General features: G+C 36.4%; 20 protein-coding genes, 1 pseudogene and 1 riboswitch. Of the genes and pseudogenes, 8 read left to right on the forward strand and 13 right to left on the reverse strand.

Annotated features, from left to right (window positions below; all coding sequences use genetic code 11):
* Nucleotides 1-140: 140 nt before the first annotated feature.
* The 3 genes from LCF45_RS26465 (at nucleotide 141) to gerQ (ending at nucleotide 2,480) form a co-directional block, all read left to right on the forward strand.
* Nucleotides 141-1,418, forward strand: a complete 1,278-nt coding sequence (locus LCF45_RS26465) for a serine hydrolase (protein ID WP_116746633.1) — start codon at nucleotides 141-143, stop codon at nucleotides 1,416-1,418.
* 174 nt (nucleotides 1,419-1,592) lie between these two features.
* The gene (cwlJ, locus tag LCF45_RS26470) at nucleotides 1,593-2,015 is read left to right on the forward strand and encodes a cell wall hydrolase CwlJ (protein ID WP_002068596.1); all 423 of its coding nucleotides are present in this window, start codon (nucleotides 1,593-1,595) and stop codon (nucleotides 2,013-2,015) included.
* Between the two features lie 27 nt (nucleotides 2,016-2,042).
* Nucleotides 2,043-2,480 carry a spore coat protein GerQ gene (gene gerQ / locus LCF45_RS26475; RefSeq protein WP_002068595.1) on the forward strand — a complete coding sequence of 146 codons (438 nt, stop codon included), beginning with the start codon at nucleotides 2,043-2,045 and terminating at the stop codon, nucleotides 2,478-2,480.
* 31 nt (nucleotides 2,481-2,511) lie between these two features.
* Here the strand turns inward: gerQ and LCF45_RS26480 are convergent, their stop codons facing one another.
* The 4 genes and pseudogenes from LCF45_RS26480 to LCF45_RS27185 all read right to left on the reverse strand — a co-directional run bounded on the left by LCF45_RS26480 (nucleotide 2,512) and on the right by LCF45_RS27185 (nucleotide 3,601).
* Nucleotides 2,512-2,880 (reverse strand): DUF423 domain-containing protein, encoded by a 369-nt coding sequence (locus tag LCF45_RS26480; RefSeq protein WP_002130112.1) that lies wholly within the window; start codon nucleotides 2,878-2,880, stop codon nucleotides 2,512-2,514.
* A 63-nt stretch (nucleotides 2,881-2,943) separates the two neighbouring features.
* A complete protein-coding gene (locus LCF45_RS26485) occupies nucleotides 2,944-3,231 on the reverse strand; it encodes a YwdI family protein (protein WP_001198367.1) in 288 nt (95 codons plus the stop codon).
* 6 nt (nucleotides 3,232-3,237) lie between these two features.
* Nucleotides 3,238-3,531, reverse strand: a pseudogene (locus tag LCF45_RS26490) (cation:proton antiporter regulatory subunit); the annotation flags it as partial.
* Complete coding sequence (locus LCF45_RS27185) at nucleotides 3,500-3,601, reverse strand: ion channel (protein ID WP_002130114.1); 102 nt, start codon at nucleotides 3,599-3,601, stop codon at nucleotides 3,500-3,502. The pseudogene LCF45_RS26490 and the gene LCF45_RS27185, both read right to left, overlap by 32 nt.
* A gap of 171 nt (nucleotides 3,602-3,772) precedes the next feature.
* Here LCF45_RS27185 and LCF45_RS26495 point away from each other — a divergent pair, with 171 nt between their 5' ends.
* The 3 genes from LCF45_RS26495 to LCF45_RS26505 all read left to right on the forward strand — a co-directional run bounded on the left by LCF45_RS26495 (nucleotide 3,773) and on the right by LCF45_RS26505 (nucleotide 6,586).
* The gene (locus tag LCF45_RS26495; RefSeq protein WP_002167308.1) at nucleotides 3,773-5,056 is read left to right on the forward strand and encodes a purine/pyrimidine permease; all 1,284 of its coding nucleotides are present in this window, start codon (nucleotides 3,773-3,775) and stop codon (nucleotides 5,054-5,056) included.
* A 205-nt stretch (nucleotides 5,057-5,261) separates the two neighbouring features.
* Nucleotides 5,262-6,083: a Cof-type HAD-IIB family hydrolase gene (locus LCF45_RS26500; protein ID WP_002130116.1), complete on the forward strand. Its 822-nt coding sequence runs from the start codon at nucleotides 5,262-5,264 to the stop codon at nucleotides 6,081-6,083.
* A gap of 209 nt (nucleotides 6,084-6,292) precedes the next feature.
* A complete protein-coding gene (locus LCF45_RS26505; RefSeq protein WP_000953390.1) occupies nucleotides 6,293-6,586 on the forward strand; it encodes a DUF3817 domain-containing protein in 294 nt (97 codons plus the stop codon).
* Nucleotides 6,587-6,624: 38 nt separating this feature from the next.
* Here LCF45_RS26505 and LCF45_RS26510 read toward each other — a convergent pair whose 3' ends face one another.
* From LCF45_RS26510 to LCF45_RS26530, 5 genes are read right to left on the reverse strand one after another with little or no spacing between them, the layout of a single operon-like run.
* Nucleotides 6,625-7,302 (reverse strand): uracil-DNA glycosylase, encoded by a 678-nt coding sequence (locus tag LCF45_RS26510; protein ID WP_002130117.1) that lies wholly within the window; start codon nucleotides 7,300-7,302, stop codon nucleotides 6,625-6,627.
* Nucleotides 7,303-7,321: 19 nt separating this feature from the next.
* On the reverse strand, nucleotides 7,322-8,314 hold the full coding sequence (locus LCF45_RS26515; RefSeq protein ID WP_002089839.1) for an ABC transporter permease: 993 nt from the start codon (nucleotides 8,312-8,314) through the stop codon (nucleotides 7,322-7,324).
* The gene (locus LCF45_RS26520; RefSeq protein WP_263894395.1) at nucleotides 8,307-9,224 is read right to left on the reverse strand and encodes an ABC transporter ATP-binding protein; all 918 of its coding nucleotides are present in this window, start codon (nucleotides 9,222-9,224) and stop codon (nucleotides 8,307-8,309) included. The genes LCF45_RS26515 and LCF45_RS26520 overlap by 8 nt, the downstream gene beginning before the upstream one ends.
* Nucleotides 9,221-10,102: an SGNH/GDSL hydrolase family protein gene (locus LCF45_RS26525; protein WP_002167306.1), complete on the reverse strand. Its 882-nt coding sequence runs from the start codon at nucleotides 10,100-10,102 to the stop codon at nucleotides 9,221-9,223. Before LCF45_RS26525 ends, LCF45_RS26520 begins: the two co-directional genes overlap by 4 nt.
* A 10-nt stretch (nucleotides 10,103-10,112) precedes the next feature.
* Nucleotides 10,113-11,090, reverse strand: a complete 978-nt coding sequence (locus tag LCF45_RS26530; RefSeq protein WP_002167305.1) for a LacI family DNA-binding transcriptional regulator — start codon at nucleotides 11,088-11,090, stop codon at nucleotides 10,113-10,115.
* Between the two features lie 98 nt (nucleotides 11,091-11,188).
* Here LCF45_RS26530 and LCF45_RS26535 point away from each other — a divergent pair, with 98 nt between their 5' ends.
* A complete protein-coding gene (locus LCF45_RS26535; RefSeq protein WP_002130121.1) occupies nucleotides 11,189-11,815 on the forward strand; it encodes a YczE/YyaS/YitT family protein in 627 nt (208 codons plus the stop codon).
* 29 nt (nucleotides 11,816-11,844) lie between these two features.
* Here the strand turns inward: LCF45_RS26535 and LCF45_RS26540 are convergent, their stop codons facing one another.
* From LCF45_RS26540 to LCF45_RS26550, 3 genes are all read right to left on the reverse strand, one after another.
* Entirely contained in the window at nucleotides 11,845-13,140 is a 1,296-nt protein-coding gene (locus LCF45_RS26540; RefSeq protein ID WP_002130122.1) for a homoserine dehydrogenase, read from the reverse strand.
* A 141-nt stretch (nucleotides 13,141-13,281) separates the two neighbouring features.
* Nucleotides 13,282-14,187: a homoserine O-acetyltransferase MetA gene (gene metA / locus LCF45_RS26545; protein ID WP_002143920.1), complete on the reverse strand. Its 906-nt coding sequence runs from the start codon at nucleotides 14,185-14,187 to the stop codon at nucleotides 13,282-13,284.
* Nucleotides 14,171-15,469 (reverse strand): bifunctional O-acetylhomoserine aminocarboxypropyltransferase/cysteine synthase, encoded by a 1,299-nt coding sequence (locus tag LCF45_RS26550; protein ID WP_002068601.1) that lies wholly within the window; start codon nucleotides 15,467-15,469, stop codon nucleotides 14,171-14,173. Before LCF45_RS26550 ends, metA begins: the two co-directional genes overlap by 17 nt.
* 234 nt (nucleotides 15,470-15,703) lie before the next feature.
* Nucleotides 15,704-15,808: riboswitch (SAM riboswitch) on the reverse strand.
* A 319-nt stretch (nucleotides 15,809-16,127) separates the two neighbouring features.
* On the opposite strand from LCF45_RS26550, the gene LCF45_RS26555 reads away from it, so the two are divergent.
* Entirely contained in the window at nucleotides 16,128-17,357 is a 1,230-nt protein-coding gene (locus LCF45_RS26555) for a chloride channel protein (protein WP_263894396.1), read from the forward strand.
* A gap of 66 nt (nucleotides 17,358-17,423) precedes the next feature.
* On the opposite strand, the gene LCF45_RS26560 is transcribed toward LCF45_RS26555, so the two are convergent.
* Entirely contained in the window at nucleotides 17,424-18,050 is a 627-nt protein-coding gene (locus LCF45_RS26560) for an FMN-dependent NADH-azoreductase (protein ID WP_002167303.1), read from the reverse strand.
* Between the last annotated feature and the right edge of the window lie 31 nt (nucleotides 18,051-18,081).

Genomic DNA, 18,081 nt, shown 5'->3' on the forward strand with positions numbered 1-18,081 from the left:
CAAAAAACTTCTTTTCTCTGCGAATTTGAACAAAAATCGACAAATTCTTTTCAATTTCCTTACAAAATTGTAACCTTTCTATATCCAAATTTATGCTAAAATGGTACGAGCTATATGCTAATAACGATGCGAAGGTGATAATGTATATGAAGAAAATCTTGTCTATTTTACTAGCGTCTCTATTGTCAATTTCTTCCTTAGGAGTAACAACATCCCATGCAGAAGAAAAAATACATATAGAGGCAGCTGCTGCACTGCTATTTGATGCGGATACAGGAAAAATACTGCATGAACAAAATCCAGATGAATTACTAGCTATCGCTAGTATGTCAAAATTAATTGTTATTTATGCCGTATTAGGAGCAATTAAAGAAGGAAAAATCACTTGGGATACGAAAGTAACTATTTCTGATTACGCTTATGAAGTTTCACGTAATAATGAATTCTCTAACGTGCCGTTCGAAAAAGGACGTCAATATACTGTAAGAGAATTATACCATTCTATCGTTATCTTCTCTGCAAATGGATCTAGTATTGCTTTAGCAGAATTACTTGCAGGAAGTGAAAAGAACTTCTTAAATCTCGCAAATGAACATGCGAAAAAACTAGGGTTAAAGAAATATAAATTTGTAAACGCTACTGGGTTAAATAACGCTGATTTAAAAGGAAAACATCCTGAAGGAACTGATCCGAATGGAGAAAACTCCATGTCAGCTCGCGATATGGGTATTCTCTCAAAAACAATTATTACAAAGTATCCAGAAATGCTAGAGGATACAAAACAAAGATTTAGAAACTTCCCAGATAATCATCCAAAACCAATTCGTATGGAAAATTGGAACTGGATGTTACCAGGTGCTGCTTTCTCTTATGAAGGAGCAGATGGTTTAAAAACAGGAAGTTCCGATACAGCTGGGTATGGTTTTACCATTACAGCAAAACGCGGTGATTTACGTCTTATATCTGTTATTATTAAAACGAAATCAATGGACGAACGTTTCACAGAATCTCGCGCATTAATTGAATATGGATTTAATAACTTCGAAAAACAGAAATTAAAAATAGATAAAAACAACAAAATTTCTGTAGTAAAAGGAAAAGAAGACTACGTAACAGTTGCACCAGAAAAAGAAGTGACAGTAGTTACTGCAAAAGGTAGCAAATCCCCTTACAAAATTTCTACTGAAGCAGATAAATCACTTGCTGAAGATGAGCATTTAGTTGCTCCTATTAAGAAAGATGCAAAGGTAGGTTCAATCGTCTTAGAACCATCTGATAAATATGGTTTCTTAGACGGAAATAAAAGTATAAAAGTTATTGCAAAAACGACTGAAGAAGTAGAAAAAGCAAATTGGTTCGTATTAACAATGCGTTCAATTGGCGATTTCTTCTCAAATTTATGGTCTAAAGTATTTTAATGATGAAAAGCTAGCTCACGCTAGCTTTTTTTATTTTCCCCTCTAGATGTAAAACTTCGTTTGGTTGTCATATCTGCGTCCTTTTTCTCATACGTATGAACTAGTAATTGTTCCACACTTCATCTAGAAAAAACCTCTTTCCGAAGGGTATTCCAAAAAGAGAGGTGACACATAATGGGTGTTATCGCGCATACAGAAGAAGATGTAAAGTTATTAGCTAGACTCATGCGTGCCGAAGCTGAAGGAGAAGGACAACAAGGCATGTTAATGGTTGGAAATGTCGGCGTAAATCGTGTCCGCGGAGATTGCTTAGACTTTAAAAAAGTCCGAAATTTACGTCAGATGGTTTATCAAAATCCTGGTGGTTTTGAAGCAACTCAAAAAGGGTATTTTTATCAACGAGCGAGAGAACAAGATATCGCCTTAGCCCGCCGGACAATTCAGGGACAACGTTTTTGGCCCGCCAACTTTTCCTTATGGTTCTTTAGGCCTGAAGGTCCTTGCCCGCCAACTTGGTATAACCAACAAAATTCAGGACGTTTTAAAAAGCACTGCTTCTTCCAACCATCTGGTGAAGATTGTCCTGGCGTATATTAAGGAATGAAAATGAGGAGGGATTTTTGAATGGCACAGCAACAAAACCCATACTATGGAACAGGTTTTTATCAACCATCCGGAACTTATGTGCAACCACAACAAATGACCCCACAGCAACAGCAGCAACAGCAACAACAGCAAGCGATGCAACAACAAGCTGCTCAGGCTCAACTTGCAGTTTCTCAAGGTATGTTACCACTAGAGCAATCGTATATTGAAAACATCCTTCGTTTAAATAAGGGTAAGCCAGCTACAGTTGTAATGACTTATGAACGCGGTAGTTCGCTTGGTACACAATCTTATACAGGGATCATCGAGGCAGCTGGCCGTGATCATATCGTAATTAGTGAGCCGAAATCTGGAAAACGCTTTTTACTACTAATGATTTATTTAGATTATGTAGAATTCCCAGGAGAAATTACGTATTTACCTGGTCAACAAGCAACTTATGCTCCAAGACCATAAAAAAAAGCTGGCGAATGCCAGCTTTTGTTTTTTATAACCCTTTTACAACTGCAGTTCCGACTAAAATCCACGCCACAATAAACGCTACACCACCAAGGGGTGTAATTGGGCCAAAGAATTTAATACCTGTTGTACTTAATGCATAAAGACTGCCTGAGAACATAATAATCCCAGCTACCATAAGCCAACCTGCAGTGTTTAAAAGTGATGATTGCATTTTGTCCATTAATAGAGCAATTACGAATAAGCCACCTGCATGAAACATTTGATATGTAACGCCCGTCTTCCACACTTCTAACATTTTTGCAGAAATTTTATTTTCTAAACCATGTGCTCCAAAAGCCCCTAATGCAACAGATAGCCCCGCTGCAATACAACCTAGTAAAAAGAAAATTTTCATCTTAATTCCCCTTTTTATTTTTATCATAAGCAATTTTCACATATAATCCAAACGATTTAATCCCTAAAAATCAAATAAAGAATTACCATTTGCACCTTCTTCTTTTATATACACAGGTTCTCCAGAAACTGGCATAACCGGTTGAACTGTTGTTATAGGCTGAGATCCGATTATTTGTGATTGAACTTGTGGTTCTCTATACGTAGAAGGCTCAACTTGTTCATCTAATAATAAATCACATAGTGCACGCACAACTAATAAATGCTCTTTTGATTTTTGTCCTTCACTACTTTTTGCCTTTGCAATTTCACTCGCCATTTTATTTAAAACCTTATCGCTAGATACTTGCATTCCTTGTCACCTCTTACTTTGTAGTTCTTTCTCAAATTGCCTCAGTTTCTCCACTGAACCAAATACTATTATCATATCATGTTCTTGCAGTTTTTCCTGCCCCGTTGGATTATGGATAATATACCCATCTCTTAAAATCGCTAAAATTGTTACACCAAATTGATTTCTCACATTACTCTCTAATAACGATTTACTAGCTAAGTTAGAACCTTTACCAACTTGAATTTCTTCAATTACAAATGATTGCTCTATTCCATACAATACTGTATCAATATAATGCACTGTTAACGGATTCGCAATATCCAACCGTTAATACAGTAATCATCGTCATCCAAAATGCTTGAAACAGGCTAATCTCTTCAATTGTCATAAATCATAGCATTCCTAGAATTACAACAAAAGTCATACATATAATCGCTATCCATAATTGCTTCCGTACATTCATATTATGTTTCAACTCTTTTCTCTATCTACAATCTTTGCCAGAGGAAATGAAATACGTATATACTAGAAAACGGAATCTATGAAAGAGGTTGATATAATGAAGCTATTTCTTTCTGCCTTACAATGGGCACTATTTATTTTAGCTGGAAGTCTTATTGTACCAATTAGTGTCGCAACTAGTTACGGCCTTGATGGCGCTGAAGCTATCGCGTTTGTACAAAGAACATTATTTGTTCTCGGTTTTGCTGGTCTCTTGCAAGCTATATTTGGTCATAAACTTCCTATCCAAGAAGGTCCTGCAGGCCTTTGGTGGGGAATTTTCTCCTTGTATGCAAGTTTAGGCGTCGTATTATTTGGATCAAGCAATGAAACACTTAAGGTCCTTCAGTACGCTTTCCTATTAAGTGGCATCATTTGTATTATTCTTAGTGTTTTTGGACTTATTGATAAACTAGTTCGTTACTTTACACCGACAGTAATTGGAACGTATTTATTCCTTTTGGTCGCACAACTTAGTGGCTCCTTCTTAAAAGGCATGTTTGGCCTTGATGGACAACATACAGAAGTACAGCCAAAGGTATTTATTCTTTCACTCATTGTTATTTTACTATCTTTTTTCATTATGAAGCTACCTATTATTGGACAATATTCCGTTCTTTTCAGTATCGTCTGCGGCTGGATATTATTTGCGTGCTTCGGATTATCTAATCCAGTAACACCTGTGACAGATATAATTCGTCTTCCATCTCTGTTTGTTTTCGGAATGCCTCGCATTGAATGGAACATGGCAATTACGGTAGTTTTCGTCACACTACTACTTCTAACAAATATGTTAGCAAGTATTCGCGTTGTACAAAAGGTTGTTTCTAAGTATGAAGAAGATGCTGCGGAGAATCGCTTCAAACAAGCTGGCATTATAACAGGAATAAATCAATTGCTAGGCGGTCTATTTTCAGCCATTGGTCCTGTTGCCATTTCTGGATCCGCAGGATTTATTGCAACGACAAATATTTATAAGCGCCTTCCATTTATGTTAGGGTCAAGCTTTATCATTCTTGTTAGTATATTCCCAAAGATTACTTCATTCTTTGCAGCCATCCCCGTTGCAGTTGGGTATGCTGCGATTTATCCTGTATTTGCAAGCATGATTGGTCTCGCTTTCCGCGAATATGACACTGTACAAAATAAAGAACAATTATTTAAAGTAGCGGGTCTTTCAATCTTTACAGGAGTCGGCGTTATGTTCGTTCCAGCTGGAGCGTTTTCTACGCTACCACCATTTTTAGCATCATTTTTAAGTAACGGTCTTGTTCTTGGATCTGTAATGGCTATCTTGCTGGAAATATTATTTTCTCGTTCGCACGAAAAACAACCATCGTAAATTGGAAAACTTCCATTATTGCACTCTATCTTTAGAGTTGTTACGATAATGATAAATTATCATGGGCAACACGCTCATGATAATTTATACTAATAATGCAGAACTTCTCCTAGTTTCATGCAAAGAAGTTCGATGTCTTACTATATATTCCCCACTATCTTCATAAAAATTTATTTCTATTTCAACAAAGAAAGGAATTTTCTATATGACTTATAAAATGATTGTTTTAGATTTAGATGATACTTTATTACGCGACGACCATACAATTTCACCTCGTACGAAAGAGGCTTTAATGACAGCACAAGAGCAAGGAGTTAAAGTTGTACTTGCTTCTGGGCGCCCAACGTTTGGTATGCGCAATGTTGCAAAAGAACTTCGTTTAGAGGAATACGGTAGCTTCATTCTATCTTTTAACGGCGCAAAAATTATTAATTGTAAAACAAATGAAGAAATCTTCAGTAGTACGCTATCTCCTGAAATCGTTCACAACCTATTTGAAATTAGTAAAACTGAAGACGTATGGATTCATACTTATATTGGCGATGATATCGTAACGGAAGAAAATAATCCGTATACTGAAATTGAGGGCGACATTACTGGTATGCCAATCGTTGTAGTAGATGATTTTAAAGCCGCTGTAACAGAGCCTGTAGTAAAAGTATTAATGAACAAAGAAGCTGAACGTCTTGTTGAAGTAGAAAAGAAACTACAAAAACAACTAGAAGGCCAATTAAGCGTTATGCGTTCTAAACCATTCTTCTTAGAATTTACTGAACATGGTGTTACAAAAGGAACAAGCCTAAACCAACTAATCCAAAAACTTGGTATTAAACGCGAAGAAGTTATCGCAATGGGCGATAGCTATAACGATCAAGCGATGATTGAATTTGCTGGTCTTGGCGTTGCGATGGGCAATGCACCCGATGATATTAAAGAAATCGCAAACTATGTGACAGATACAAATATGAACGATGGTGTTGCTAAAGTTGTAGAGAAATTTGTACTAAAAAGCGAAGCGCTTGTTTAATATTTTCATTCATAAAACCTATTTGAAGTCAAATACTTCAAATAGGTTTTTATTTAAATTGCAATGCTTTTGTGACTATATTTTGAACTTTGCACTATTCTCGTAGTGTAAACTTTCTTTTTGTATATAATTAAACAAAATAGACTATTTCATTTTGAAAAAGAATACAAATTTACTATATAAAAGCATACATTAAAGGAGGCTACTTCATGTTATCTACACCAATCGGAAGATTAAGAGCAATCGGCTTAATTGAGGGGATTTCTTTCCTATTACTATTATTTGTAGCAATGCCATTAAAATATTTTGCAGGTTTTGCAACAGCTGTTAAAATTACAGGCATGGCTCATGGCGTTTTATTTATTCTATTCATCTTTGCGGTAATTCAAGTAACAATCGTACACCGTAAATCAATTTTATGGGCACTTGGGGCATTCGTTTCATCAGTTATCCCATTTGGTACTTTTGTACTAGATGCAAAACTAAAGAACGAACAACAATAATAAAAAGGTAGTTAACAACTGTTAACTACCTTTTCTATTTATAAATTTGGAATTTCCCAATCAATTTCTCTTTCGCCCATATTAACTAAAATCGTATTTACTTTAGAGTACGGCTTACTTCCAAAGAAACCTCGTCTTGCTGATAATGGACTTGGATGTACGGACTCGATAATATAATGATTCGTATTCGTAATTAACTTTTTCTTCGCCTGTGCATGACGTCCCCATAATATGAAAATAACTGGTTTTTTACGATCATTTAATAACTCGATTACACGATCTGTGAAATGTTCCCATCCTTTTCCTTTATGAGAATTTGCTTCACCTTGACGAACCGTTAACACAGTATTTAATAATAAAACTCCTTGCTCCGCCCACTTTACTAAATAACCGTTATTCGGAATTTCATAACCATATTCATCTCGAAGTTCTTTATACATATTTAGCAATGATGGCGGCGTTTTAATATCAGGTTGTACCGAAAAGCTTAAACCATGCGCTTGATTCGGTCCATGATATGGGTCTTGTCCTAAAATAACGACCTTTGTATTTTCATAACTTGTATACTCTAGAGCGTTAAAAATATCTTCTACCTTTGGATAAATCACATGCTCCTCATACTCTTCTTTTAAAAAGTTAGCTAAATTTTGATAGTATTCTTTCTCAAATTCTGGCCCCAGTAATGGTCCCCAATCATTCTGCAAAATGTTTTCCATGCCTTCACTTCCTATCCAATTAATTCACCATATCCTGCCTTGTAAATACTACAAACGAAATGATAAGAGATACTACTGCCCAAACCGTTAAATTTATTAAAGAAAATCCCATTGATAATCCTTGTAATGCAGGCAGTTTTCCTGATAAATAATCCGTTAGCGATAAGTTGACACTAAAAATGTATTTCGCACCTTCCCAAGACGTTGCGAATGAACTTAAAATGCCGCCTGCAATTAACGCAGCTAACATAACGCCCATACCAGCTGGTGTATTACGAATTAAAACAGAGACCATAAATGATATAGTTCCAACAACGATAGCAACAAACCAAGCTAGTCCGTACGCCATTAAAATGTATTGCCACTGCGGAATAAGGTGGACAAAGTTCGTATTTAACGTTTCCTTATCAATGACGAATCCTGTTAACACAGGTAAATTCCATCCAGAGTATCCAAATACAAGCCCTGATAATGCGTAAGCAAACAAACCGACAAGAAGCAATATGAGCGAAATGAAAAATAACATCGTCACATATTTACTAAGGAGTATTTTCCAGCGCCGAATTGGCCTCGTCAGAAGCATTTTCATCGTACCATCGCTTCGTTCTCCTGAAACAATATCAATGGCGACAATCATAACGAGCAATGGAATAAATAACGTTATTCCTTGTTCAATAAACGCCCTCACAAATGTCGGTGCTCCTGGCGCAGTCGGATTAATATTATGATCTAAATAATATTGTTGTTGTTCCACTCTTACTTTTAACCAATCCCGCCATTCTTCTGGCAATCTAGAATTGTTCAAGCGGTTTTGTGAATCAACAATTTGTTGCTGTAATGATACTTTCCAATCGGTCGTACCAAGCCTTTTTTGCGTCGTTTCTATTTCACGATACTGAGCATACACAAAAAGTGGAATCAAGATTGCTAAAATAAGCATGACAACAACAATTCGTTTCTTACGATAAATCTTTTCTGATTCATTTAAAACTAGATTCGCAAATTCACGCATGTTGCTCACCCCTTGTGAGTTCAATAAATAAATCTTCTAGCGTAAATACAAGCTCTTTGACGCTATGTACATCTATCCCGTTTTCTACAAAATGCTTATTCCAAACATTAATAGACGCAACATCCATACGACATAATAAACGATCATCTTCTACACTAACTTCCTCTATCTCTTCAGCAGCGTCTAACATGTCTTTCGCTTTGGAAATCGGTGTAACGACCCATTCCACACGATCACTCGCTGTTTTGATCAACTCTTCAATAGGTGCAACTGTTATCATTTTTCCTTTATGAATAATAGCAACACGGTCGCATATCAGTTGCACTTCACTTAGCAAGTGACTCGAAATAAATACACTCATATTTTCTTCTTTTACAAGCTTATGTATAAATTCCCTAAGTTCTCTAATCCCAGCTGGATCTAAACCATTCGTCGGTTCATCTAATATGAGCAATTTCGGGTTTCCAAGCAGCGCCTGTGCAATTCCAAGACGCTGCTTCATACCAAGGGAATATGTTTTTACCTTATCGTGAATACGCTCATCTAAATGAACCATTTTTGCAATTTCAATAATACGTTCATCTGATATATCACCAAGCATGCGCGCAAATTGCTTTAAGTTTTCCCATCCCGTTAAATATGTATAAAGCTCTGGGTTTTCAACTATACTTCCAATTTGACGCATCGCTTCTCTGAAATTTTCCTTAATAGAATAACCACCGATAGAAATAGTACCTTCTGTCGCTTTAATCAGTCCGACTAACATTCGAATTGTTGTCGTTTTCCCGGCTCCGTTCGGTCCTAAAAAGCCAAATACTTCTCCTTGTTTTACATCAAATGAAATGTCCTCTACAAGCGTCTTCTTTCCAATTACCTTCTTCAAGTCTCGTACAGAAAGTATCGTCGTCATTTTATCCCTCCTTGCTCTAGTTTTAATTTACTTACGACGTTTTGGACTAATCGCTCTGCCATATATGTGTAGCCTACTTCATTCGGATGAAAATGATCGGAGTATAATAAATCTTTCCCACGATTTTGGAATAAATCAAATGTCGGTGTAATATATACATTTTTATCATTTAATGCTAACTTCTCTAAAGAAGCATTCCAATCAACAACAATATTTGATGAACCTCTTAAATCTTCTACATCCTCAAAAGGATTGTATAAACCTAGCCAAAAAATAGGACTATCTGTGTTTAATTTACGAATTTCTTCTATAATTTTCTTCGCTTCATTTTGAAACGTTTCCGTATCAGGACGATACGTCTCTAAATCTATCTTTCCGAGCGATTCCCATCCTGGGAATAAATCATTTCCTCCAATTGTTAAAACAATTACATCTGCTTGCTTAATTGAATATTGAGCTCCGCTGCTTTCGATTTGTTTTAATAAATCAGGCATTTTCGCACCACTAACTGCCAAATTGCTTAGTGCAACTTTTTGTTTATAATCTTTTTGTAAATTCTCTTTCATTCGTCCAATATAGCCAATTCCTTCTTTATCACCAACGCCGCGCGTTAACGAATCACCTAAACTAACTACTTGTAACGTTCCTGTTTTCTTTTTCTCTTTTTCCAATACGTCAGTCTTCGTAATTAATTTTGAAGCTTTCGGATTTAATACATCATTTACACCCGAAACAAAACCGTATGCAAATAAACAGAAAGACGCAATTGTAATGAGTAGAATTACTTTTACTAATTTTGATCTCATATCAAAACCCCTTTTAGCCCCTATAGATTGTCCATAATTATACCAAACGAATTTTCGAAAAGCGATTTTCACACCTTCTCTATTATGTCGTTTCCCTATCTACCAAACCTGGTAATAACTCTACATGTTTCACATCTATTTCCTCATCATTAATCTTTTCATATAATAATTCAAATGCCTTTACACCAACATTTTTACTAGAATGCGAAATCGTCGTAATACCTAATATATTTGCCACCTCTTGATCATCACATCCGATAATCGTAATATCCTCTGGGATACGAATTCCTTGTTTTTTCGCCTCCGTTACCATTCCTGCAGCAATATGATTGCAAGATACAAGAAAAGCCGTCGGTTTTACAGACATACGAGCCCATTCCCTGACTACATTGCGCCCATCTTCCACCGTAAAACAGCCCTTAAACTTCCAGGCATCTAACGGTGTTACAACAATCTGTTGAAGTGAATCTTCATACGCCTTTTTTCGCCTCTGGCTATTAATACTATTACTTCTTCCAATGCAATATCCGATACGTGTATGACCAGCATCTATTAAGCTTTTCATCCCGCGCAAAAATACTTTGTAGTAATCAATATGTACACTCGAAATGAATTTTGAATCTATTTCTTCACACATCACAATTGGACCAAACTTCGTATACTCTTCAAGTTTTTCCTTACTATTTGTCCGTGAACATATAATTACTCCATCAAGCTTTTTCATTTTTAACATATGTAAAATTTCAAGCTCTTTTTCCTCGCTATAATTTGTCTGGCAAAGCATCATATTATAATTGTTCTTTGCGGTTTCCTTTGATATCCCCCCAATAATGGCACTGTAATATTGATCATTTACGTGCGGCAATAACACGCCAATTACATTCGTTTTTCCTTTCACTAAATGAATCGCATTCACATTTTGCGTATAATTTAATTCTTCAATAATCGCTAAAATCTCTTTTCGTTTCTGTTCATTCACATACGGATGATTATTGAGTACACGTGAAACAGTTGAAACAGATACACCAGCAAGTTCAGCAATCTTTCTTATATTAGTCATCTCATTCTCCCCTTCCCCTCAAAAATTCTCGCTTGACCTGGTAAGCTTTCCACAGTATATCCTTTCTTAGCAAATACATTTTGAAAGGATATACAACTATGCTTCGATTCAAACTAGAATATATATTTTTCATTGGCGGTTTACTCATTCTCGCCATCGGTATTAATATGATGACGACAATTACTTCCTTTGGACTTAGCCCTTATGATTCCTTCTTTATTGCACTATATCAAAATTTTGGGATAAGTATTGGTTTTTGGATTTTCATGATTAACTTTGTTTTTACCCTGATCGTACTCTTTTGGGACAAAAAACAAATTACAATCGGCACAATTGTCACAATGATTCTTATTTCTCTTTTTGTTGATTGGGTTGGTTCTATTACGACTATTATGGACATTATCCGCTCTCTTCCAAAATATATAACACTTGTTTGCGGAAATCTATTCGTCGGAGCCGGAATTGGTCTTTACGTCTCTACTAACCTTTGCGCAGCACCTCAAGAGGCTTTCGTTTTAACTGTTGCTGAGAAAAAGAAATGGACATTTAGAAGAACAGAAATTTCATTAGCTTTTTTATTTTTAACATTAAGCTTCTTATTAGATGGGCCAATCTATTTTGGAACAATTATCTTATCCTTTACAACAGGTTGGATTATTCAAGCTTTTATTCAAGTTGGTACGCAAATTTTAAATAGAAAAAAACCTATTAAGCAAGCCGCTTAATAGGTTTTTTCGTTTTATTAGAAGAGATACTACTTAGCATCTCCTTCAATTCGATAATTTGCTTTCACACAATCTATTTCTTCATACGATTGCAATGTATGTAGAATGTACTCATAATCCGCAAGAGAAGCACGATGCGTTACGATTACGATTTCTGCTTTCCCTTTCTCTTCAAGTGGCATTTGAATAATCTTTTCAAAACTAACACCGCGCTCAGAGAACAATGATGTGATTTTTGCAAACACACCAATTTCGTCTTTCACATGAAGTCTTAAAAACTTTTTCACAACAATTTCATCTGGCTCTTTTAGTACCTTTTGATATTGCGGGACTACCGCACTATTTCCGTTTACACCAAGCCTAATATTTTGCATTACAGCAACTAGGTCAGAAACAACAGCTGTCGCTGTCGGTAAACTTCCTGCTCCCGGTCCATAAAACATCGTTTCTCCTACCGCTTCACCATACACATAGACAGCATTATATTCATTTTGCACTGCCGCAAGAGGGTGTGCATTTGGAAGTAAAGTTGGCTCAACTGTAACCTCTAATTTCTCGCCATCTCGCTTTGCAAGACCAATTAATTTAATTGTATAGCCTAAGCTCTTACTATATTCAATATCTTCTGCTGTAATAGAAGTAATTCCTTTTACCTTCACATCTCCAAGCTCTACATTTGTAGAGAAACCGAGGGTAGCCAAAATCGTCATTTTTCTTGCTGCATCTAAACCTTCTACGTCTGATGTTGGATCTGCTTCTGCAAATCCAAGCTGCTGAGCTTCTTTTAACACGTCGTTATATGCTCTCCCTTCGTCTGACATTTTCGTCAAAATAAAATTTGTCGTTCCATTTACAATTCCCATTACTTTCGTAATAAGATCTGAGGAAAGTCCTTCTACGATGCTTCGTAAAATTGGAATCCCTCCAGCTACACTTGCTTCGTAAAATAAATCAGCCTTATTATCTTTTGCTACCGCTAAGAGTTCCGCTCCGTGTAACGCCATTAAATCTTTATTTGCAGTCACAACGTGCTTCCCGCTTTTTAAAGCTTGTAAAATATATGCTTTTGCATCATCAATGCCGCCCATTACTTCAATGACAACATCAATATTAGGATTATCTAAAATTTCATTCACATCTTGTGTTAATAGAGTAGAAGGCACGTCTACTTCTCTCTCTTTCTCAATGTTTTGCACCAATACTTTCGTTACTTTCACTGGACAACCTACTTGGTGTATAAGTCGTTCTTGATGATCTGTAATAATACGAACTACACCACTACCAACTGTCCCAAGACCTAATAACCCCACTTGAATGTCTTTCATAATACTGTCCACCCCTCAAAAATTGTGTTTAGATGCCATTATATAGACAAAAAATCTGAAAAACAATGTATTTTGAATATTAAGAAAAATAAAGGTTAATCTTTACAAATAAAACGCTACCACGTGTTATACAATCATTATTTACAATATATAAGGGGTTTCTTGATACACATAATAATTCAGCCAATTAGAGAATAATAAATTCCCATGACTCCTCCACCTAACAAGTGGCTTCTCATCTGGATTATTATGTTTAAAATAATTTTTTGGCACATCAATATTTAACCCTCTTTGGCAGTCCCGTTCGTATTCTTGCTTTAACGTATCACAACTGTATTCACTATGTCCGAGTGCGAAAACTTGCCTTCCCTCTTGCCCAATAGCAAGATGAACACCTGCTTCTTCAGAATTGGCTAATAACGTTAATTCTTTCACCTTTTCAATATCACTCTCTCTTACTTCTGTATGACGAGAATGCGGAGCAAAAAACACTTCATCAAACCCTTGTAACAATTTCACATGTTGCTCGCGAACCTCATGTTCAAATACACCAAACATTTTTTCCGCAAGAGGATACTTCGGCACACCATAGTGATAATACAAACCTGCTTGTGCCCCCCAGCAAATATGAAGCGTAGATGTTACATTCGTTTTTGAATACTCCATAATACGTCCAAGCTCTTCCCAATAATCTACCTCTTCAAAAGAAAGAGTTTCAACTGGTGCTCCTGTAATAATGAGTCCATCAAATTTTTCATCCTCAATATCACGAAATGTTTTATAGAAGCTCGTTAAATGGTCCTGCGCTACATTGCGAGACAGATGCGATTCCATATGAAGTAAATGCACATCTAATTGCAACGGCGTATTTCCAATTAAACGAAGTAATTGCGCCTCTGTTTCTTGCTTTGTGGGCATTAAATTTAATATAGCAATTTTCAAAGCACGTATATCTTGTGTTACTGCTCGCTCCTTCGTCATTACAAAAATATTTTCCTTCTGCAATACTTTGCGAGCTGGTAAATCTTTATCAATTATGATCGGCATGTTGTTTGCCTCCGACTAGCGCCGCTTCTAAATCTGCAATAATATCAGAAACATCTTCTATACCGACCGATAAACGGATTAAATCAGATGTAACGCCAGCTAAACGCTGATTTTCTGCGCTTAATTGTCTGTGCGTCGTACTAGCAGGATGTATTACACAAGTTCTTGCATCAGCTACATGCGTTACAAGAGTTGCAAGCTTTACATTTGCGATAAATTCTTTTGCTGCTTCTAATCCGCCCTTAATACCAAATGTTAAAACTCCACTAGCACCTTTTTTCAAATACTTTTGTGCTAACGAGTAATTTTCATTACTATCTAATCCTGGATAATTCACCCATTCAATGCGATCATGATTAGCAAGCCACTTAGCAACTTCGAGAGCATTTTCACTATGACGCTCCATTCGTAAATGCAATGTTTCCAGGCCAATGTTGCTAATATATGCATTGAATGGGCTCATACAGTTTCCGTAGTCTCTTAATAACTGAACGCGTGCTTTCACAATATACGCTGCTGCTCCAAAATTTTGAACATAGCTTACGCCATGATAACTCGGGTCAGGTTCGACAAGCTCAGGGTATTTTCCATTTGTCCAATCGAAGTTCCCTCCATCTATTACAATCCCGCCTAGAGAACTTGCATGGCCATCAATATATTTCGTTGTAGAATGGACAATGATATTTGCCCCATGTTCAAACGCCTGGCATAAATAAGGCGTCGCTAATGTATTATCAACGATAAAAGGTACTTCTAATTCTTTTGCTGCTGCTGAAAGTTCTTTGAAATTCAAAACGTTCATTGCTGGATTTCCTAACGACTCTGCATAAACGAGTTTTGTCTTATCATTAGCAAGTGCCGCAATTTCATCTGCCGTTAAATTAGGATTAAAGAACGTAACATCTATGCCCAGCTTTCGCAAACTCACTCCAAATAAATTAAACGTTCCTCCGTAAACAGTTGAAGAACAAAGCAAATGGTCTCCACTACTGCAAATATTTAAAACCGCAAGCATAATGGCTGCCTGCCCAGAAGCTGTTGCAACAGCCCCTACACCGCCTTCTAAATCTGATAACTTCTGCTCAAATGCAGCTAGAGTAGGATTTCCAATACGCGTATATATATATCCTTCTGCCTCTAAATTAAATAGTGCCGCTAAATCATCTGACGTATCGTATTTATACGTTGTACTTTGATAAAGTGGCAAAACACGCGGTTCACCATTTTTTGGCGTATAGCCACCTTGCACACAAATCGTTCCTTTCCCCCATGACTCTCCCATCTCTCATTCTCCTTTCTTTTCTCCCGCTATTTGCGGGTAGTAAGACTCCCACCTCCAAATTCGGCAAATGCGAGGAAGTTAGGCGGGAGATAACTGCCCGATTGATGAAGGCTAATAATTAGCGGGGGAGGGGCAAAACCCCCACTGATTAAAGTTTCACTTTATCCAAAATAAAAAACTGCCCCTTCCCTGAAAACAAGAAAGGAGCAGTTTGAAAACACGCTCTAAGGCTCTTTCTTATCTCTCAGGATTATTACCTGCAGGATTTGGCACAATTCCGTTATACGGCTGTTGCCAAGGTTTCATCGGGCCTGTCCCTCCACCTTTTCTTGATAAGACTATGCAATTACCGTTGATTTTATAGCAATAATTTCCTGATGTCAAATAGTTTTTCTGAATGTTCTAAATTAAATGCAAGGAATTTAATACAAACAATAAAAGAAATATATTCCATATTCATTTGAAAAAGACCTTTTAAAAACTCCAATCCATATATAGAATTAAATAGGTGGTTTAACCGCGTTGGTTTCAAATTTTCATGAGATCCCAATATATTGAATAAGCCACCCTCTCAAAAAGATACTATATATATTCAATTCATTTCACACTAGCATATTTAATCTTTTCTACATGAAAACTTACATAACGGAGGTAGAACATGAAAAATAAAAAAGACATGCACCATATACTCGTCCTATATGGCATTCTTTTAGGCTCTATAGTAGGAGTCACGGTCTGGTCATTTTTAGTCACAATAAATATCGGAATTCACTTTATTTGGGGATACTTACCTACTCTTTTCTCTTCTCCCCCTTATTACACCATTTGTGTAACAATCATCGGTGGTATCCTCGTTGGTTTAACACAAAAATACTTCGGTACATATCCACGTCTTATGCCGGAAGTGATGGCTGAATATAAAAAAACAGGTAGAATTGAATACCGTTTTGTACATAAAGCTACTTTAACTGCGATTATCGTTTTAATATTTGGAGCTAGTTTAGGACCAGAAGCTGCACTTGTTGGAATTATCGGTGGACTTTGTACATGGGTAGGAGATCGCTTTAAATTTGCTTTAAAGGGAATGAATGAACTAACAGAGGTTGGAATTGGTGCCACTTTAAGTGTTATTTTTAATGCACCATTATTCGGTTATTTAGCTCCCAATGAAAATGAGGATAAGCAAATTAATGAATTTTCGAAAGGAAAAAAAGCAATCGTATATTTAGCTACCACTTTTGCTGGTTTTTCCGTTTATTTATTGCTTAGTAAACTCGATAATCGTGGATCCTTTATTGTTGATTTTGGGGAAGGGTCTCTTGCTCTTAATGAATGGATCGCCTTTCTACCACTTGCTAGCATTGGTGCTATAGTTGGTTTCTTTTACTTCAAATTAGAATTCACATTAGAGAAATTAATCCACCCCTTCAGGGAATACAAGGTATCACTTGGAATTATAGGCGGTATTTTATTAGGGGTTACAGGAACTTTTCTCCCGTACACGTTATTTTCAGGGGAACATCAATTAAAAGATTTAGTCGTTGAATGGAGCCATTTATCCTTTTGGGTACTACTTCTTTCAGGAGTTTTAAAATTATGTCTTACTGCCGTTTGTTTAAATACGGGTTGGCGCGGCGGACATATTTTCCCAATTATATTTGCTGGATCAAGTATCGGATATGCTATAGCTTCTATTATCCCTATAGATCCAATAGCTTCTGTAGCCATCGTCACGACAGCTATTTCAAGCTATGCATTAAGAAAACCAATAGCTATAACATTACTATTACTCATGTTTTTCCCGCTCAATTTATTATTACCGATGCTCGGGGCAGCAGCGATTGGGAATGCATTTCCGCTTCCTAAACATAACGAAACTACAAATTAATATAAAAAAACAGCATTAACATGTAAATGTTAATGCTGTTTTTTCGAGTGACGATTATATTTTTAATTAAAATTTACTTGCTACTTTAGCCGCTTCTTCAAGACCTGCTGCAATGATCTCTTCTGCTTTATCTGGGAATTGGTTATGTCCTTCAATAACTACCGTTTCCATATTTGTTGCGCCGAAGAAGCCCATCATGCTCGCTACATATTTTACAGCCATTTCCATTTCAGCTGCTGGTCCTTCAGAATATACGCCGCCGCGTGCATTTAATAACGCAATCTTCTTATCTCCAATAAGCCCAACTGGACCTTCTGGTGTATATTTAAACGTTTTACCAGCACGGTTTAAATAATCAATATACGTGTGTAATACGGCTGGAATCGTTAAGTTCCATAATGGGAAACCGAAAACTACTTTATCAGCTTCTAGAAATTGATTTAAATACTTATCAGCAACTGCTACCACTTTTGCTTCTTCTTCTGTTAAATCAAATCCTCTACCTGCTTTGAATGTACCATTAATCATATCTACGCCTACATATGGTAATTCTTCTTTATATAAATCAAGTTCTACCACTGTATCATTTGGATGCGCTTCTTTATAGTTTGCTAAAAATGCCTCGTATAATTTCACACTAACTGCTTGTTCCGCTGGGCGGTTGTTTGCTTTTACAAATAAAACTGTTGCCATTGTTTTTCCTCCTACTACTCACTCTTATGTT

It is taken from the genome of Bacillus sp. 41-22 (assembly GCF_025809295.1).
Classification (GTDB): domain Bacteria; phylum Bacillota; class Bacilli; order Bacillales; family Bacillaceae_G; genus Bacillus_A; species Bacillus_A mycoides.

What these genes read in the sequence shown, in the direction of transcription:
- LCF45_RS26465 (WP_116746633.1), top strand. Translation starts at nt 141, where the DNA reads ATGTATATGAAGAAAATCTTGTCTATTTTACTAGCGTCTCTATTGTCA.
- cwlJ (WP_002068596.1), top strand. Translation starts at nt 1,593, where the DNA reads ATGGGTGTTATCGCGCATACAGAAGAAGATGTAAAGTTATTAGCTAGA.
- gerQ (WP_002068595.1), top strand. Translation starts at nt 2,043, where the DNA reads ATGGCACAGCAACAAAACCCATACTATGGAACAGGTTTTTATCAACCA.
- LCF45_RS26480 (WP_002130112.1), bottom strand. Translation starts at nt 2,880, where the DNA reads ATGAAAATTTTCTTTTTACTAGGTTGTATTGCAGCGGGGCTATCTGTT.
- LCF45_RS26485 (WP_001198367.1), bottom strand. Translation starts at nt 3,231, where the DNA reads ATGCAAGTATCTAGCGATAAGGTTTTAAATAAAATGGCGAGTGAAATT.
- LCF45_RS27185 (WP_002130114.1), bottom strand. Translation starts at nt 3,601, where the DNA reads ATGACAATTGAAGAGATTAGCCTGTTTCAAGCATTTTGGATGACGATG.
- LCF45_RS26495 (WP_002167308.1), top strand. Translation starts at nt 3,773, where the DNA reads ATGAAGCTATTTCTTTCTGCCTTACAATGGGCACTATTTATTTTAGCT.
- LCF45_RS26500 (WP_002130116.1), top strand. Translation starts at nt 5,262, where the DNA reads ATGACTTATAAAATGATTGTTTTAGATTTAGATGATACTTTATTACGC.
- LCF45_RS26505 (WP_000953390.1), top strand. Translation starts at nt 6,293, where the DNA reads ATGTTATCTACACCAATCGGAAGATTAAGAGCAATCGGCTTAATTGAG.
- LCF45_RS26510 (WP_002130117.1), bottom strand. Translation starts at nt 7,302, where the DNA reads ATGGAAAACATTTTGCAGAATGATTGGGGACCATTACTGGGGCCAGAA.
- LCF45_RS26515 (WP_002089839.1), bottom strand. Translation starts at nt 8,314, where the DNA reads ATGCGTGAATTTGCGAATCTAGTTTTAAATGAATCAGAAAAGATTTAT.
- LCF45_RS26520 (WP_263894395.1), bottom strand. Translation starts at nt 9,224, where the DNA reads ATGACGACGATACTTTCTGTACGAGACTTGAAGAAGGTAATTGGAAAG.
- LCF45_RS26530 (WP_002167305.1), bottom strand. Translation starts at nt 11,090, where the DNA reads ATGACTAATATAAGAAAGATTGCTGAACTTGCTGGTGTATCTGTTTCA.
- LCF45_RS26535 (WP_002130121.1), top strand. Translation starts at nt 11,189, where the DNA reads ATGCTTCGATTCAAACTAGAATATATATTTTTCATTGGCGGTTTACTC.
- LCF45_RS26540 (WP_002130122.1), bottom strand. Translation starts at nt 13,140, where the DNA reads ATGAAAGACATTCAAGTGGGGTTATTAGGTCTTGGGACAGTTGGTAGT.
- metA (WP_002143920.1), bottom strand. Translation starts at nt 14,187, where the DNA reads ATGCCGATCATAATTGATAAAGATTTACCAGCTCGCAAAGTATTGCAG.
- LCF45_RS26550 (WP_002068601.1), bottom strand. Translation starts at nt 15,469, where the DNA reads ATGGGAGAGTCATGGGGGAAAGGAACGATTTGTGTGCAAGGTGGCTAT.
- LCF45_RS26555 (WP_263894396.1), top strand. Translation starts at nt 16,128, where the DNA reads ATGAAAAATAAAAAAGACATGCACCATATACTCGTCCTATATGGCATT.
- LCF45_RS26560 (WP_002167303.1), bottom strand. Translation starts at nt 18,050, where the DNA reads ATGGCAACAGTTTTATTTGTAAAAGCAAACAACCGCCCAGCGGAACAA.